Annotated in this window: 14 protein-coding genes; 7 read left to right on the top strand and 7 right to left on the bottom strand. The window is 37.8% G+C overall.

Annotated features, from left to right (window positions below; all coding sequences use genetic code 11):
• Window positions 1-56 precede the first annotated feature (56 nt).
• Window positions 57-1,337 carry an ATP-binding protein gene (locus EYS08_RS13195; RefSeq protein ID WP_131030486.1) on the bottom strand — a complete coding sequence of 427 codons (1,281 nt, stop codon included), beginning with the start codon at window positions 1,335-1,337 and terminating at the stop codon, window positions 57-59.
• A 949-nt stretch (window positions 1,338-2,286) separates the two neighbouring features.
• Here EYS08_RS13195 and EYS08_RS13190 point away from each other — a divergent pair.
• Both EYS08_RS13190 and EYS08_RS13185 read left to right on the top strand, forming a co-directional pair.
• Window positions 2,287-2,604, top strand: a complete 318-nt coding sequence (locus tag EYS08_RS13190; RefSeq protein ID WP_131030485.1) for a hypothetical protein — start codon at window positions 2,287-2,289, stop codon at window positions 2,602-2,604.
• Between the two features lie 3 nt (window positions 2,605-2,607).
• Complete coding sequence (locus EYS08_RS13185; protein WP_131030484.1) at window positions 2,608-2,880, top strand: response regulator; 273 nt, start codon at window positions 2,608-2,610, stop codon at window positions 2,878-2,880.
• A 137-nt stretch (window positions 2,881-3,017) separates the two neighbouring features.
• On the opposite strand, the gene cysM is transcribed toward EYS08_RS13185, so the two are convergent.
• From cysM to EYS08_RS13165, 4 genes are all read right to left on the bottom strand, one after another.
• Window positions 3,018-3,890 (bottom strand): cysteine synthase CysM, encoded by an 873-nt coding sequence (gene cysM, locus EYS08_RS13180; RefSeq protein WP_131030483.1) that lies wholly within the window; start codon window positions 3,888-3,890, stop codon window positions 3,018-3,020.
• Between the two features lie 11 nt (window positions 3,891-3,901).
• Window positions 3,902-4,714, bottom strand: a complete 813-nt coding sequence (locus EYS08_RS13175) for a serine O-acetyltransferase (protein ID WP_131030482.1) — start codon at window positions 4,712-4,714, stop codon at window positions 3,902-3,904.
• Window positions 4,715-4,931: 217 nt separating this feature from the next.
• Entirely contained in the window at window positions 4,932-6,815 is a 1,884-nt protein-coding gene (locus tag EYS08_RS13170; RefSeq protein ID WP_131030481.1) for a heparinase II/III domain-containing protein, read from the bottom strand.
• 38 nt (window positions 6,816-6,853) lie between these two features.
• On the bottom strand, window positions 6,854-9,460 hold the full coding sequence (locus EYS08_RS13165) for a DUF7133 domain-containing protein (protein WP_131030480.1): 2,607 nt from the start codon (window positions 9,458-9,460) through the stop codon (window positions 6,854-6,856).
• A gap of 425 nt (window positions 9,461-9,885) precedes the next feature.
• Between EYS08_RS13165 and EYS08_RS25735 the strand changes: the two genes are divergently transcribed.
• The 4 genes from EYS08_RS25735 to EYS08_RS13150 all read left to right on the top strand — a co-directional run bounded on the left by EYS08_RS25735 (window position 9,886) and on the right by EYS08_RS13150 (window position 13,209).
• Window positions 9,886-10,056: a hypothetical protein gene (locus tag EYS08_RS25735; RefSeq protein ID WP_165456452.1), complete on the top strand. Its 171-nt coding sequence runs from the start codon at window positions 9,886-9,888 to the stop codon at window positions 10,054-10,056.
• 336 nt (window positions 10,057-10,392) lie between these two features.
• Entirely contained in the window at window positions 10,393-11,478 is a 1,086-nt protein-coding gene (locus EYS08_RS13160; protein WP_131030479.1) for a fatty acid desaturase family protein, read from the top strand.
• 348 nt (window positions 11,479-11,826) lie between these two features.
• Window positions 11,827-12,414 carry a GDSL-type esterase/lipase family protein gene (locus EYS08_RS13155; protein ID WP_131030478.1) on the top strand — a complete coding sequence of 196 codons (588 nt, stop codon included), beginning with the start codon at window positions 11,827-11,829 and terminating at the stop codon, window positions 12,412-12,414.
• Between the two features lie 114 nt (window positions 12,415-12,528).
• The gene (locus EYS08_RS13150; protein ID WP_131030477.1) at window positions 12,529-13,209 is read left to right on the top strand and encodes an esterase family protein; all 681 of its coding nucleotides are present in this window, start codon (window positions 12,529-12,531) and stop codon (window positions 13,207-13,209) included.
• Between the two features lie 26 nt (window positions 13,210-13,235).
• Here EYS08_RS13150 and EYS08_RS13145 read toward each other — a convergent pair whose 3' ends face one another.
• The gene (locus EYS08_RS13145) at window positions 13,236-13,760 is read right to left on the bottom strand and encodes a hypothetical protein (protein WP_131030476.1); all 525 of its coding nucleotides are present in this window, start codon (window positions 13,758-13,760) and stop codon (window positions 13,236-13,238) included.
• Between the two features lie 209 nt (window positions 13,761-13,969).
• Here EYS08_RS13145 and EYS08_RS13140 point away from each other — a divergent pair, with 209 nt between their 5' ends.
• Window positions 13,970-14,752, top strand: coding sequence for an HAD-IIA family hydrolase (locus EYS08_RS13140; RefSeq protein WP_029280385.1), 783 nt, complete (start codon window positions 13,970-13,972; stop codon window positions 14,750-14,752).
• Between the two features lie 264 nt (window positions 14,753-15,016).
• Here the strand turns inward: EYS08_RS13140 and EYS08_RS13135 are convergent, their stop codons facing one another.
• Window positions 15,017-15,292 (bottom strand): hypothetical protein, encoded by a 276-nt coding sequence (locus EYS08_RS13135; RefSeq protein WP_131030475.1) that lies wholly within the window; start codon window positions 15,290-15,292, stop codon window positions 15,017-15,019.
• Between the last annotated feature and the right edge of the window lie 220 nt (window positions 15,293-15,512).

Below are 15,512 nucleotides of genomic sequence, written 5' to 3'. Positions count from 1 at the left end.
ACTAACCAAGGCAAAAAAACATTAAAGAAGGTATTTTTTAAAAGGCGATACGAATATTATTCATGTTCATCAAAGCCTTTTATCAATTGCAATAGCTCATCCTGTTCTTCGGCCTCCAACTCGATCATGCCATTGAACATTTCAAAAATCTCATCACGCAGGTTAGAGCGCATTAAAAGATCCATCAAGCGCACAAAAGTTTTCTTCTGATCGGTATTTAAACTACTAAACAATTTAGGTTCTACTTCATATAACGCCTTAATTAAATTAACCAACTCTGGCTTCCTTAATTCTTTTTCTTTTTCGGTAGCATAAACCGGAAATATTTCATCCTGTTCATAAGTTTCAACCAGGCGAATGGCATATTCTTTTAAAAATGGTTTACGTTTACTTTTAAGGTATTCTGTTAACGCTTTAATTAGGAATCGGTACTCTGCGGAAGATTTAGCCGCTCCAAATATGACCACCTGTCCTTCATTTTCGAAACTCTTAAAATCGAAATCACGAAAAAAATCACTATCGATATAAACACTATGAAAATAATCGTCGCTCTTTTTATTTAGGGTGGTGTAATCTTTATAAATTTCTTCACCACCAGCCAAAAAATAATATTTAGACAGTTCCTTATGCAGGTTTTCTTTCCAATGAACATATTTAATCTTAAAAGTAACTGCTGTATCGGGGTAAAAAAGATTAAACTCTTCTAAAGTTTTAATATTACTACTAAAATCCAATGTTTTGCCATTTACAATAATCGAATAGTTTTTATGCCTGTTCAATTCAATAAACCAACAGAATTCATTTATCAGAAAAGGAAGTACCGTTTCTTCTACATCTTGCTGACAGATCCTCAGATTAGTAAATGAAACAGTTGTTCCAGTTTCACCAGAACTGCTTGGAGCGGCAGTAAAATCGTGACTATAGCTATTTAAACCACCAGTACTAATCTGTATTTCGCCATAACGAAACCCTTGTTCTGATTGATAAGTGGTGTGCCAAATGGCATTATGCGCAAAAGTAAAAAAAGTAAGCCTCCCTACTCCATTACGGCCATGCATTTTCGAGGTATGCTTTGGCGCTACAATCTGAATGGATTTTTCAGATTCAAAAAATGGATCAAATTTTTGCTGTAAACGATCGAAATTAATTCCATAACCATTATCAGCAATAGTTAACTGCTCCAAAAGGCCAAGCGAATTGGCTACATAATCTACCCGTATGGTGTTCGCATTGGCGTCAAAACCATTCCAAATGTACTCCGCAATGGCCTGTTTTTCATTATAATTTTTAAGAACCTTTTGTATTCCCTTTGAAGTAATATTAACCTTTACCGACATACTTACTAAATTAATTAGCAAATATATAATTATATTTTAATCATTGCAGTTGCTGATATTGCAAGTTTTACACACAAAATCAACTAGCCAGTTTTAGTAAGTTACAAGAGTATTTATATATCACGATGACCAAAATGCCTGGGAGGTTTTTCCTCTTCCAGATCAGCAGCTCTAATTGTTCTCTAATCAGCTCATCATTAATCTGCTCTTTTTTATTTAGTCCTTTCAATAGAATATGCTGTTCAACTATAATATCTTCAAGTGCGATGCGATAGTCATGATAAAAGCCGTCAGACCTTGAAATGTTTTCTTCTTTTTCCCTAATATAGAATTCCTAAAAAACGGCGAAAAGATGGCGAAACGATATGCACGCCTGGCTGTTAGACCTCATCAAATTGTCCTGAATAATATACAAAAATAGATAACTTTTTCTTTTCCCTTATTTCAATAATAAATTATCAAAACCATTTAACTTTCTTTATTACAGCAACTTGAATATCTGTGCACAGAAATGCGTATTACAAAAACAACCTGCCGCACCCTCTTTGCATATAACTCTTAGAGTGCACGAGGTGCGATACCGTTTTTTAATCAAATAGGCTTAAATGCCTTTTATCTGGATTGTACTCATATTTTAACCATGTCGACAGAAACGGTCTTTTCCGGGATGATTTGTTACACGCCTGGCGGCATGGTCTATTTAAAACGCTAATTCGTCAAAAACTATATATAATGAACCGAATAACAATTACATTTTATTTTACTATCTGAAATCCAAACATTTAAAATTGGTGCGTATTACGGCGTAGATAAAATTTTTGATGATCTTTAAACGCTCTATTTCTTTGTCCCTATCCATAAATGAAAAATTTTAAAATATTGCTGTGCCGCAGGAGGTCTAGACGGGGGACGGTTTAGGCTTCTGCACAAACAGCATCTGAAACTAACTATGAAACCGAATAACACCCCTGCCAGAATTATCGAGAGCATCCAAGAATTTTACAACGGCAGAGATCCCGAAGAAATTTATAACGCATTAGAAATTGATAAAAACTGTTTTGACAGCTGGATTAGAGATTTTGGGAGTATAGCCAATGAGCTTTTAGAGCTGAGAGATGAAAACGATAACCTGAGAACGATGTTTACCAATTTAAGTCTGGTAAACCAGAGCCTGCGTAACTCTCTTGATAGCCTCACCAGAACAGACTCGAAAATATTTGAGTTATTGCTTAAAAAGCGAGGTACTGGTAATCTTAGCTTTCCTTAATTAGTGACACAAAAAAATGTTCTCTTATCTCAACCAAAAATATTAATTATTGAAGATCACCGTGCAACACTTGATGCCATAAAGATGATCTTCGAATTTGAAGGATATATGACGATGAATCTTTCCAACGCGATTGATTTACACATCAAGGTTGCTGCTTTCCAACCCGATATCATTTTGATCGATATTTTATTAGGCATGACCGACGGACTGGCCATATGTACAGAATTAAAGTTATCGGCACATGGTTCCATCCCTTCCCTACTCATGTCATAGAGAAATGGCATCCATAATAACACTTATTACAAAACGCATTATGATGATTGCATAGAAAAACCCTTCGAAATGGATGCCATCACTCAAAGGGTTCGCATGCTTTTATCAAAATAACCAATAAGATTAGTGATTTACACTCAACCAAAAAGATCGCTGCTTAAGTAGCGGTCTCCCCGATCGCAGGCGATAAACACAATTGTTCCTTTATCTAGTTCACCAGCTAGTTTCAAAGCAGCTGCGCAGGCACCGCCCGAGCTCATACCTGCAAATAAACCTTCTTCTTTAGCCATTCTTCTCGACATTAAGGTTGCTTCTTCCTGTGCAATATCCATTACCCGATCTACCCTTAGCGGATCGAATATTTTTGGCAAATATTCTTCAGGCCAACGCCTGATACCTGGAATAGAAGACCCTTCAGTAGGTTGACAGCCTACAATCTGAATATCATTATTTTTTTCCTTAAAATATCTCGAACAGCCCATAATGGTCCCCGTTGTTCCCATGGAGCTTACAAAATGCGTAATTTCTCCTTCAGTATCTCTCCATATTTCTGGCCCGGTTGTTTTATAATGCGCCAGGTAGTTATCAGGGTTTGCAAATTGATTTAATAAAAAGTATCCCTTTGAAACGCCTTTTTCTTCCGCATAATCCCTGCATTCTTCTATACTTTCTAATAGGGTTACTTTTGCACCAAAGGCCTCCATAGTTACTTTACGTTCGCGTGTAGAATTGGCTGGCATAACCAGTTCAATTTCTAAGTTATATAAACTTGCAATCATAGCCAATGCAATTCCGGTATTACCACTTGTAGCCTCTACCAGTTTAGTTCCAGGAGCTATATCCCCACGTTCTATTGCACTTCTGATCATATTGAGCGACGCCCTGTCTTTAACACTACCGCCTGGATTGTTTCCCTCTAATTTGGCAAATACCCGTACAGCTGGGTTAATATTCAGCTTTTGAAGTTCAGCCATTGGCGTATTTCCGATCAGATCGATTATTCCTGCCATATTTTAATATATTAATTGGTTTCTTTATGGTTCCTAATGGTAATTATTGGAGAATGATAAGCCGTAGAAAAAGCTGGGATACTTTCAGTAAGCCATACGTTCCCCCCGATGATACTATCGTGCCCGATGATGGTTTCACCGCCCAGTATGGTTGCCCCAGAATAGATTACTACCCTATCTTCAACTGTTGGGTGGCGTTTACTGCCTGCTAATGTTTTTTTAACACTCAAAGCGCCAAGTGTTACCCCTTGATAAAGTTTCACATAACGGCCTATTGTACTGGTTTCGCCAATAACAATCCCAGTTCCATGATCGATATGGAAGTATTCGCCAATGCTGGCTGCCGGATGGATATCAATACCTGTTTTGGAATGGGCATATTCGGTAAGAATTCTCGGAACCAGCGGTATACTGAAATTATAAAGCATATTGGCAATTCTGTAGAAACAGATGGCATAAAAACCTGGGTAAGTTCTAATGACCTCAAACCTGCTCTGTGCGGCCGGATCGCCTTCATAAATGGCTACTATATCGGTGTTCAATACACGGTAAAGTTCTGGCAGTTCTTCAAAAAACTGACCTGCCGCATTTTTACATTCACTATTTTTAAGCTTACAACTGGCCGATATGATGTCATAAAGTTCAAGCTCCAAAACAGCAATATACTCCTTTACATCTATAATTGTTGAAAATACTTTTGGTGAATTTTCAGGAAAAAGTACTTGAATTAGCTTTTCTGCCCAAAGGGATATCACTTCATTGGGTGGAATATTTGGTTGTTCAAGAGGGTTCTTAATAATTTGTTCAAAAAAATGGTCTTCCATAACTGGTGGTCATACCTACCCGATCTGCTCATCGACTAGGTATATAGATTTAATCGCTAAATGTAAGTTTTGTTTTTTTAAACCAAAACAACTGGCGCATTTTTATGATAAAAATTGCTCGACAATAACAATAAAATTCATGAATATAGCTTTTAGAAAGATTTATCAGTAAAATCAAGCCTTAGAATTAAAGCTGAAAACAAATCGGCTACCAAACTTATTTATTCTTCGGCCAACTGACTATCGGTTTAGCAGAGAAGTTCTTTTGTGATGGTTTCCCGGCATCTAAAAAAACAGATATGGCCTGTTCGCTATCAGCTTTGAGCCTTACTTCAAATCCTACAATAGAAGTCCCCGGGTTTTTGGCATCATAATCGGTTCCCGGATCTGTTGACCAGGTTTTCATTTTAACTTCGCTTTGGGCATCCACGAAGAGATAACATTTTTTGTTTTTATAACTTAATTCGATGGTATGCTTATCAATAATGTGTACCATAGCAGCTGTAACCATCGACCACCGAAGTGTTACATCAGTGTTTCCTACGGTTATTTCATCGCGGATCAGCACCGTTTTTTTATTGATCAAGGCCACCCCTCTAATTGATTTTTTTAGTTTACCAGCATATAAGCTACTCAGATCGGCAACAGCATTCATAAACAGGCCATTATTAGCGCTACTAATGAAAGCAGCACTACCCTTAACAAGCTGAAAAGTACTATCGATGGAAAGGGTATTGTGTGCAAGATTATTATAGCGGAATATTTTCCAGCGCTCTGCATTTTGTTTAGTATCCCAAAGATTAATGCCTTTTGATTCGAGCGATTCATATTCTTGCATCCCGAAATCCATTGCCCAACGCACCCCTTGCGATTCCATGATGAAAGAGCCTACATCCATATGACCATGGCTAACACCGGGAGAACCACCTTTAAAGCCCACAAAAGTAGCCTGCGGATCTGTCCACGAACTTCGCATCAAAGCAACCGGATTAGGACCATTTCCTATCCAAAATTGTGTAGTTCTAGGCTGAATGTTATTAAGCGATAGTTTTGCACCCCACAACATTGCTGATGGCAGTAATCTATTCTGTAATGGCATTTGTTCATCAAGCTGTTTTTTAGTTACCCAAAGCAAACCAGGGTCGTTCAGTTTTGATGCAAACCAAAAAAGTGCGGGATTAAATTCAGCCACCGCCCTGCTATCCGAATAATTAAAAGGTTTGCCTGAAGGAGCGGTCATATTAGCCAGATAATCAGCTGATTTAAGGAAACCTGGCTGAGCGCTTAAATTAAAATCCTGATAAAAAACACCTTCCAAAGCACTGATAAACATTACATTAAAAGAAGTGCCGTATTCCCAATATCCATAACCTTCCGGATAAGCACCGTCGGGACCATATTGTTGCATGGGTAGGATTACACTTTTTATTGCCCGGTTAATGAGTTTCGCCGATAAGGCCGGGTGTTCTTCGAAAGTAGCGATTGCCCCAAACGAGATGCCCGCATTACAAACCTGATTCCAGTTATTGGTAACATTTAACCAGTTATTGTACTTATTGTTTGTTGAAGGCTGTATTCCCTTTTCGAGAATGGCAAGGGCAACTGTACTTCTGGTTGATTGGGGTAAATCTTGATATAACCAATCGTAACCTATTGATAAAGCCATTGTCATTTCACCTACATCAAGAAAATGATTTGGGTTCCAATCTTTAAAGCCAGAAACCGCAAGCAGTTCTTTTTCTGCCCTGGCTACATACTTTTTATCATGGTTGAGCCTAAAAGCATAAGAGAGGTAATAAATCCTTTTAAGTGCTTCTCTTGATACATCAAGCAAACGTTTGCCGATCATCACCCGTTCTAATATGGGTTTATTTAAAACATGATCTGCTTCTGATATTATGGCTTGGTGGATTTGTTTAAACTTCGCATCGCGCTTTACATTTTCTAAGATCTGTTCTTCAAGCTCATAGCTTATCAATAACCTTGGATGCGAAGGCATCTTAAAAGTCGAATCAATTTCCTTGTTTTGCCCTACTGCTATCGTTGAGCAAAACAAGGTTATGATGACACATATAATTGTGATAAGCTGATTTTTTTTCATGGATTACGGATCACCATTCTCAAATTTTATACGAGAAACTATTTCTTTTGTTCAGATAAAAAAGTAACTAACGAAGCCAGTTCTTCATATGATAATGAATTGGCCAATCCTTCAGGCATCATCGAAGTTTCCATTTCTTTTCTTGATAGGATATCGCCCGCTTTAATGGTGAAAACCTCTCCGGCGATATTACGAACCACTACTTTGGCAGCTGTTTCTTCTGTAATAAAGCCCATATAGGTACGGTCGCCTTTGGCCGTAATCATTACCGAAGCAAATCCCTGAGAAATGGAAGCATTAGGTTTTAATATCGATTCTGCAATCTGCTCACGGTTCATAATAGAGCCAATCTGCCCCATAAAAGGACCTTTCATTTTCTCGCTTTTACTTAAACTATGGCAGGCAATACAACCCTGATTATTGAAAATGTTTTTTCCTTTTAATGGATCACCCTGTAATTTATTGATAGCCAATAATACATCTTCGATAGATGATTTCCCCACCTGACCTTTTTTGTTTTTAATTTTATCCAAATCAATTTTTGGTTCTTCAGCTGCAGCTACTTTTTCTTCCTCGGCAAATTCAGGAATATCCATCCTTTGGCGTGCATTTAAATCAACGTAAAACTGTTTTCCCTGTGCTCCGGCTTTTGTAGCCTCTTCTTTCAGAAATTTCTCTATAATAGGAGAACCTTCCCATGAAACAGCTTTAAAATATGGGCCATGTGAATCGGGACGTGTACCCCACCACCAGGTAGCATCGTAAGCAATTTCTTTTTTATACAAACGACCTAAGGTAACCAGGATCTGCTGTTTTAATTTTTCATCTGTCGAGTGTTTGTAGTTTTCAATCAGTCCGTTCACCGCTTTTTCGGTATGTATATAACGTAATGCCCAAAGTGCAAGGGTAGAATTTCCAGTTTTAACTGCAGCAAGCAAAGCATCTACTGCCTGAAGATCAACCAAGGCCCTAACAGCTAAGTGAGGCAAAATAATGGCTGAATTTGGTGTTGCATGAGGTCCTTCAGTGCCTTTGGCAGGCGCTATAAATGAAGCTGGTACCTTGGTTTGCAAAAGTACATTGGCAACCTCTGGCCTGCCTAAACGGTTTAAACCAATTATTGAAGCCGCCTGAACGCGGACAGAAGAATCCTTTAAGCCTTGTAAAAATGGTTCAACAGGTATTTTGTCTATATTGACTTTACGATCAGCAAGTGCTTTTAAGGCAAATTCCCTCAGTGCTTTATCTTTAGTAAATTCCACCAAAGTAGCGATACCGTTTTCTTTGGTCAGCTGTGCATAGGTATAAATACCGGCTATACGAACGTCAAGTGCTAAACCTTGATCGGAAGCAACTTTTAAAGCCGTTGCAATAGCTTGTTTATTGTTGCGCAAAACCAATTCCTGCGAAGCAGTTAATCGGCCTACAGCACTATTCGATTTAAGTAACTCAGTTAACTTTTTAATTGAAGCTTTTTTAACATCAGGAAAAGCTTTGTATTTCCAGTTGTTCGGCACTGCACGAACAACGTAGCCTTTATTAGGACTTCCAGAGTAACCTGCACCATCCCAAGCCGACAAATAGAGTCTTCCTGAACCGTCTACATCAAGATCGGTAATCTGAGGTAGTTTAATAAATTCTTCGTCTTTCTGTGTAAAAGTCGGGCCGTCAGCGGTTACTCTATGAATATATAACATGCTTCTGCCCCAATCGGCCATCATTGGTACGTGGTTATATTGTTCAGGCCAGTTTGGTTCATCCATAAATAATGCTCCGGTACCCGATCCCCCACCTAAATCAGCAAGGGCCGGAATAATTTCGTCGGTAAAATTCTGAAATAAAACCGGGTAACCATATTCGCCAGATTGTATGTGGTGCGAGAAACGAACGTTCCATCCACCACCATCATTGGTATTTTCTCTGGTAAAAACGTTCATGTAAGGATCGATAGCTACATCATAAACATTACGTGTACCATGTGTATATACTTCCATTTCAGTTCCATCAGGGCGAACGCGCATAATTCCACCACCTAACATGGTTAGTTTTTTACCTGAACGATCTACCGCATCATGGAATCCAAAATCTCCAACTGAAATGTAAATCCATCCATCAATACCCATCCTAATGCCATTAGTAGCATGGTCGGTGCCACGTTCGCGGATATATTTAGCATTACTGATATGCTCTATAAGCGGCTTTTCGGGACCATCGGCCTTTCCATCGCCATCTTTATCTTCGAAAACAACTAAATCCATGCCCGTAGCTTGTTTTGTTTCTTTAGAAAAAGTTGTATGTAATACGTATACCTGGCTGCCTTGAACAATAATACCGCGTGGATTATCCACTTCGGCAAAATCTATATGCTCGTCCATTTTACCGTCGTTATCCTTATCTATCAATTTAAGAATATGGCCTTTTCCAGGATCTTTACCTAAAGAGCCCATCATATCAACACCAACATATACTTCTCCTGTTGGTGCTACGGCTAAACAGGCTGGACTGGGTGTAACGTCGGGTCCTGCGAAATTGGTTATCGTTAATTCAGGGGGTGATACACGTTGTATCTTTGGTTCGCTAAAAAAGTTTTTTAATCCAAAAAAAACTAGTGTAAAAGAAATTAAGCTTAAAGAAAATTTAATCATTTGTGTGTGTTATTGTTTCTGGTTGGTTGCTGGGTAAACTTACAAAAAAATATAAATTCTCTTGTGCCACAATTTTGTGCATTTTAAGTTAATTCTTAACCATTTGACACTTTTACTTACTGACCTCTAAACTTATTTACTTCATTTTAAAGTAAAACAACTTCACAGACGTTATCCTGATAAAGATCCACATCATTTAAAGCAACAATTCAAACTAATCACTATGAGCAACTAAATAAGCTTCAAGCAGCTATAATTATGCATAACAACAAGTAAAACACAAATTAAATGAAGAAAAAACACCTTATAAATAAGACAAAAAACCGATTTCATCAGAATCAGGTAAATTATTTCGTAAAACACTTGATCCAAACGAGATATTTCATTACATTTACTAAATACAACATTCATTAAATCAGTACGTTATGAAAAATATTTTTTATTTCTTTCTGACTGCCCTGATCTCCTCCATTGCGCTGTTAACTACAAGGGATTCATTTGAACCCGAATTGGTTTATAGCACAGTGGTACTAATATGGATTCTGTACATCTGGTACCATATTTATGCTGCTAATAAGAGGAACTACAGCGAGTAGTCTGTGGCTTAATTAAATTGAATTCTCCAATTGAATATAATCTGGAGCTAAAATATTAGTGACCAATATTTTATCCTTACTTTTTACTTTCATCTCATTATTAATTTGTTTAGTGCAGCCATTGAAAGTAAATCAATTTACTTTCTTGTTAAGAATTCGTAACTATTTAATATGATTGCCGGGTGCATCAACAGTTAATTTATTATCTTCGTCGAAAACTAAAACACAGTAGTTTACGTTTATAACTAAGCTTGGCCAATTGGCCGGGTTATACATAAAGCTTAATGAACTTGGAGTTATCGACCTCGTACATGGGGTAGATTAGCGCACAAGGTCATGAAATCAAAAGCAAAATTCCCATGTTTAGCAGGGAATACATTTTACTCGGAAGTTCGCCGCAGAGTAAACAACGACTTTAAAGAAAACAATAGAAGTATCAATGCCAACGTGCTGATGTGGTTTAAAGCTTTTCTTTTCCTTACTATATTTCTGGCACTTTACTTTTCAATACTTCTTTTAAACGTGCATAGCGCCATACTTTTAGGGCTCACCATTTTCCTTGGCGCAACTTGTGCATTTATTGGTTTTAATATCTGCCACGATGCCATTCACGGTTCGTTTTCGAGTTCTAAACGCATCAACTCTTTTTTCAGTTTTCTTTTTAATATGGTTGGTGCCAGCCCGTATGTGTGGAACATTACCCACAATGTGGTACACCACACCTATACCAATATACCGGGCCACGACGAAGATATCGAAGTAGCGCCGGGCTTAATACGGATCTGTACGGAAGATGAATTAAAACCACATCAGCGTTTCCAGCAATGGTATGCCTTTCCTTTATATAGCCTGGCTTCGCTTTCCTGGGTGTTTCGTAAAGATTATAAAAAGTTTTTTCAAAAAAGTGTGGGTGCCTGCCAGAACAAGCATCCAAAGGTTGAATACTTTAACCTCTTTTTCTATAAGTTTCTGTACTACTTTATTTTTATTGGTTTACCAATACTGATCATGCCGCTTGCCTGGTGGCAGATTGCAATCGGTTTTGTGGTGTTACACATGGCTCAAGGCTTAACCATGGGACTGGTTTTCCAACTTGCTCATGTAGTAGAAGGAACAACTTTTCCAATAACCAATGCAGAAGGCAATATGGAAGAAGCCTGGGCCGAACACCAAATGCGTACTACAGCTAACTTTGCTACCCAAAGCCCTGTTTCGGCTTTCTTTCTTGGTGGATTGAACCGACAGATAGAACACCACCTTTTCCCTAAAATATGCCATGTTCATTATGGACGGATCTCTATCATTGTAAAACAAACCGCTCTGGAATTTGGACTGCCATATCATGAAAACAGCACCTTCTTATCGGCACTTCGCTCCCATTACCGCATCCTAAAAAAAATGGGACGGCCCGAAACATTTTAGTGATTTTATTAATTTAAGGGCGATAATTCAAACTTAATATTCTTATTCCCTTAATGGTATAAATCCTTAAACCTTATTTATTTCATCATTAAGAACTTTAGGGCATTAAGATCATGCGAATTCAACCTTAATGTTCTTATCCCTTAATGGTATAAATCCTTAGCCATGCTTTATTTGATCATTAAGAAGTTCAGTCCATTAAGTTTTAACTCCAGTAAAATTCGGCAATATGCATGAACAAATGACCAATTCACTAATGACTAATGAACCAATAAACTAACACCTAATAACATAAACTTAACATAAAATACATTTCTTCAGGAGGCAGATGTTTTTATCTTTAACCATATGTACTGGTACGAAGAAGAAGTTAAACAATTGGAAAGGGCGCATCGCTTAGATCGGGAGCATCCTGGTGTTATTTTCTATGGCAGTTCATCTATCCGGTTGTGGAATAGTCTCGAAGATGATTTTGATTATATGAAAGTAACTAATTTAGGCTTTGGTGGCTCTACATTAGCAGCATGTGTATGGTTTTTTGAGCGGATTATGATAGACTACAGACCGAAGGCACTTGTGGTATATGCAGGCGATAACGACCTTGGCGATGGCAGAAACCCTGAGGAAATATTTATCTTTTTCCAACAGTTGATGGTTAAAGTTAACCAGCGGTTTGGCATACTGCCCTGCTATTTTATTTCGCTAAAGCCCAGTCTTACCCGCTGGCAAATGGCCGATCAGTTTAGATATACCAATAACCTCATCGAAAGCGAAATTATTAAACTAGATAGCCATTGGAAATTTATTGATGTATTTAAAAAAATGCTCACCAAAGAAGGCAACCCAAACCCTGCACTTTACGATCACGACGGACTGCACCTGAGCGAAGAAGGTTATCGTTTATGGGCAAATACTGTTAAAGAGAAATTAGGTTAATCATTACGCTTAATTAATATCCCGATAACATACATGCATTAATTTTCGACAAAAGAATTGAAGCCAATGAACAGGGAATATCATAAATGGTTCAGCCATAATCTTCAACGGGATATGGAACTACTTGTTTTCGGTCATGCCGGAAGAGCAGTTATCTTTTTTCCCACCCGCATGGCCAGATTTTATGATTACGAAAACTGGGGAATTATAGCTTCTTTAAGTGCGCGGATTGAAAATGGCGAACTTCAAATTTTCTGTGTTGATAGCATAGATGGAGAGAGCTTTTATAATGATGAGGTATTTCCATCGGTACGGATAGACAGGCATTTACAATATGAAAAATATCTCCTCGAAGAAGTATTATCGCTTATCTATCAGAAAAACGATGGCGATTATGTAGAAACTGCCGGCTGTAGCATGGGCGCTTACCACGCCATAAACCTGGCCATGAAATATCCCTGGTTATTTAAAAAAGCTGTTGGTATTAGTGGAAGATACGATCTTACAGACAATATAGGCGATTTTAGAGACCTGCTTAACGGGTTTCACAGTGAAGCCGTTTATTTTAATATGCCAGCACAGTACATTGCCAACTTAAATGATGATCGACTGCTATCAGCAGTTAGAAACATGGAAATTATTCTGGCGGTAGGCGAAACTGATCCTTTCTTGAGCGGAAACCAACATCTTAGTAGTTTATTATGGGAAAAAGGTGTGCCCAACCAGTTTCATACCTGGGAAAGCAATGCGCACCGCCCCCATTACTGGCGAAAAATGGCGCCTATGTACATTTAATTATTACATAACATAGGCACCCTATCTTACTTTACTGCCAAAGTAAAATATTGTTTAATATGGATGGTATCTACAGGTATTTTAGATTTTTCGGCGGCTACAACAATATGAGCATCCAGCAACCATTTTTCAGCTGAATTATTAGTATTAGCCACTTTAATTCCTTTAACTGTACCTGCAATTGGAGTTAAGTTGTAATAATCGCATGAGGAGCAAGAAAACAGATGTTTTACCTTTCCAGCCAGAATATCAGCAGCCGTTATTAAAAATTTATCACCCTGCATTGGTGCTTGCATGTATATCCGCGTGGTGCTGAAGCTATTACTTTTCGTAGCAAAAAAAATCCGGTGTTGCCCGGTGGTAAGTGCAATCTGCTGATCAACCATTGCTGCATAATTAGTATACTCAAACAGGCAGGTTCCCCCGGTACAAGGCGTTAGGTTTTGCGTATCAATGGTAAAATCATCTGGGTCATCAGTTTTCTTTTTGCAAGCACTCAAGGTGGTTAATACAATCAAAAAGACGGCGGTTACTTTAAAAGCGTTTCTCATAATTTAATTTTCTATGAATACGATAGAAATTTCGAATACGCTACAATTCGAACATTAATTTCTTATTAAATAAATGAACAGGAAAGAAATACCACTCAACTTAGCAGGATGAGTTTGGGTAAAAACTGACTACCTAAAGACTTTATCTTAACACTGATTGAACAAGAAAATATTAAGTTTGCATCTAAACAGATTAAATCTACAAAAACATGAAACAAGGATTATTAATAGATATGGATGGGGTGATTTATAGCGGGGAAGAATTGATATTTGGTGCTGATAAATTCATTAAAAACTTAATTGATGAAGATATTCCTTTTGCATTTATGACCAACAATAGTCAGAGAACAGCTTTGGAGGTAGTACGAAAACTTAAAGGATTAGGTATAAAGGTAGAAGAAAGCCATGTATACACCAGTGCGATGGCTACTGGAAAATTTCTGTCCGATCAAAGCCCGAATGGTACCGCGTATGTATTGGGAGAAGGTGGTTTATTAAGCAGTTTGCACGATCATGGTATTACTTTGGTAAACACCGATCCGGAATTTGTGGTACTGGGAGAAGGTAGAAACTTTACGCTCGAAATGGTGCAGCGTGCTGTTGATATGATTCTTGCGGGAGCTAAATTTATCACCACCAACAGAGATCCATCGCCCAAAAAACCAGGATGGAATAATTTAGGTATTGCTGCAACTACTGCCATGATTGAAGAAGCAACCGGCCGAAAAGCTTTTGTTACAGGTAAACCAAGTCCGGTGATGATGCGCTCGGCACGTAAATTTTTAGGATTGGAAACCAGTGAAACTACGGTTATTGGCGATACCATGGAAACTGATATACAGGGAGGTGTACAAATGGGCTATAAAACCATTCTGGTACTTTCGGGCATCTCAAGCAAGGATACTTTAGGGCATTATGCTTTTAAACCTGATATGATTGCAAGCTCTGTTGATGAGATTAAATTTCCTTTAGCCTGGTGGGAAGGTAAGTAGTGTGATTTTCGAACTTAAACGTGCTGCCAGATGTTACCATCTGGCAATGAGAACCATTTAGAAACTGGAATAAAGGATCAAACAAAGTGTCAGATAGAAATATCTGACACCACATGATAATCTTTATAGCGAATCACGGGCAAGAAAGATTGCTTCGTCGTTCCTTCTCGCAATGACGAACCTTTCTATTGGAATCTGTCAATGACAGAGGTTAGAATTTTTCAAAGACAACGGAGGTTGATGACATATTCGTAATTGATAGAATTACTTTATTTTATTAATTGTAAATAAAGGGTTTGAATGGAGATACACGGGCTTTAAAAAATTCAACCGATAATCAGTTGTAAATACAACAGGTGCACCCTCAAATTTAGCAGCAGTATCAACATGATTAAACAATTTTAATGAAGCTGAATCATTTACAATATGCTCATGTACTGAGGCTTCAGGGCTTTTATCATCAGTAAATTTATTCGCTTTGGTTAAAAGCCCAACTGCTGGTATAACCATTAAAAGCGCTACGCAAGAAATCAGTCTCATATCAATGTGCTTAAATTATCCTATTATTTGGTTAAGGTCTTTTTACAAAGATGAACCAATGTTATTAGTAAAATAGTTAGCTAGCGTTATGAAATTATTAAAGTTACGGTGCAGTTTTAATTCAATATTAAATGTATCACGCCAATAGCGCGATTTATATTACCGCACCCGCTATTTATATTATTGCACCTGTGATTTATATTAAGATATCGGGCTTAAG

The sequence above is a fragment of the Pedobacter kyonggii genome, assembly GCF_004310665.1.
In the GTDB taxonomy this organism is placed as follows: Bacteria; Bacteroidota; Bacteroidia; order Sphingobacteriales; family Sphingobacteriaceae; genus Pedobacter; species Pedobacter kyonggii.
The sequence above is the reverse complement of the archived record's forward strand: the minus strand, read 5'-3'. Positions and strand labels throughout refer to the sequence as shown.